Raw genomic sequence first — 1,943 nt, forward strand, 5'->3', positions numbered from 1 at the left:
GCCCCCGCACCGGCCGGCGAACCACCCGCCGACCGGCCACCCGCCGACGAACCGTCCACGGACGCGCCACCGACCGGCGAGCCGCCTACATCGGGCTCGGGGGACTTGTGCACATCTTGTGGATCGTCGTTCACGCGCCTGCCCCTTCCGTTCGGTAGGTGCCACCCCTGGTGAAGCCTTCGTCCGCCTTCGCCGAGGGCCGGCCCCCTTCCGCCACGCCGCTGTCCAAGCGGCCGGTTCCAGCGCCGCCCCTGGCAAGGGCGCCCGCCCTACCTGCGCTCCTCCTTCGGCAACGCCGCCGAAACTCGGAGGCACTTGCTCCGCTGCACATGCGGTCTCGGCCAACCGTGTCCCGCCGCAGAGTGCCGGTTGGGCCCCGCCGACTCTCGGCTGCGGAAATCGTGACCGGCTTGGCCGGTTCTTCCCGTCGCGGGGCGCGGGTCGGGCACCTTGACGACTTCGCTCCGCCTCGGGACGCCGGTCAGTTCCGGACGACCTCTCCGTCGGAGACGGTATAGGACCCCCCTGTCAATTCGGCCGGTACGTCGACGGGCACGGCCGCCGTTATGAGCACCTGCTCGGCCGGGGCGACCATCCCGGCCAGCCGATCGCGGCGCCCGGTGTCCAGTTCGGCGAAGACGTCGTCGAGGATCAGGACCGGGTCGTCGCCGTCCGCCCGAAGCAGGTCGAACGCGCCGAGCCGCAACCCGAGCGCGAACGACCACGATTCGCCGTGGCTGGCGTAGCCGCGCGCCGGCAGCTCCCCCAGCCGCAGGACGAGCTCGTCCCGGTGCGGGCCGATGAGGCTCACTCCGCGGTCCAGCTCCTGCTTGCGCGACTCTCCCACCGCGGCCAGCAGTTGTTCGGCGAGTTGTCCACGGTCTGTGGACAACTCGCCGTCCCCCAGTGAGCTCTTGTAGGACAGGTCGGCCGCGTCCCCGCCAGGCGCCAGCTCCGCATACGCGCGGACGACGAGCGGGCGGAGCGCATCGACGAGACTCAGCCGCGCCGCCAGGAGCTCGGCCCCGGTACGCGCCAGATGCGAATCCCACACGTCCAGAGTCGCGAGCACCTCCGGGCCAGGGGACCGCCTGTGCGCCGCCGCGGATTTCAGCAGCGCGTTGCGCTGCTTGAGGACGCGGTCGTAGTCGGACCGCACACCCGCGAACCGCGGGGCCCGCGCGGTCAGCAGCTCGTCCATGAACCGCCGCCGCTCCCCAGGGTCGCCCTTCACCAGCGAGAGGTCCTCGGGGGCGAACAGCACGGTCCGCAGCATCCCGAGGATCTCGCGCGGCCGGGGGACGGGGGACCGGTTGAGCCGTGCCCGGTTCGCCTTCCCCGGGTTGATCTCAAGCTCGATCAGCGCCTTGCGATCGTCCTTCACCACGCCGGCACGCACGATCGCACGGGGCGCGCCATGCCGGACGAGCGGTGCGTCCGTCGCCGCCCTGTGACTGCCGTGCGAGGCGACGTACGCGATGGCCTCGACCAGGTTCGTCTTCCCCTGCCCGTTCGGGCCCACGAACGTGGTGACCCCGGGCTCGAGCCCGACTTCGGCGGTCGGATACGAGCGGAAGTCCTGCAGGGAGAGGTGGGCGACGTGCACGAGACACGAGCGTAGAGCCTTCCACAGCCACATAGGCCACACCCCCGCGTCCGTCCACACCCACGCCGTTCCGCCTGCTCGCGGCCGACCGCTCCCAACGATCGCGGGCACCGACGCCGTCCGGAAGGGGAAACCGGAACTGTGGATAACTCGCGCCGACGACCCGAACGACGGGCGGCTCCCCGAAGGGCGGTCCGAGGAAAGGTCCGCCCCAGCGGATGACCCTCGCTGCCGAAAACCATCAGACCGGTAGGCGGCCAGGACGCATGCCCGCCGGGGCGAAGCGGGGCAGAGCGAAGGCCCGCCATAGCGAGGGCGGGTTTGAACCGGGTGGGTC

Annotated in this window: 1 protein-coding gene; it reads right to left on the minus strand. The window is 71.6% G+C overall.

Annotation, left to right across the window (positions count from 1 at the left end):
• Window positions 1–481: 481 nt before the first annotated feature.
• Window positions 482–1,606 (minus strand): DNA replication/repair protein RecF, encoded by a 1,125-nt coding sequence (gene recF / locus E1289_RS37395; RefSeq protein WP_131988891.1) that lies wholly within the window; start codon window positions 1,604–1,606, stop codon window positions 482–484.
• Between the last annotated feature and the right edge of the window lie 337 nt (window positions 1,607–1,943).

The organism is Actinomadura sp. 6K520 (genome assembly GCF_004349245.1).
Taxonomy (GTDB): domain Bacteria; phylum Actinomycetota; class Actinomycetes; order Streptosporangiales; family Streptosporangiaceae; genus Spirillospora.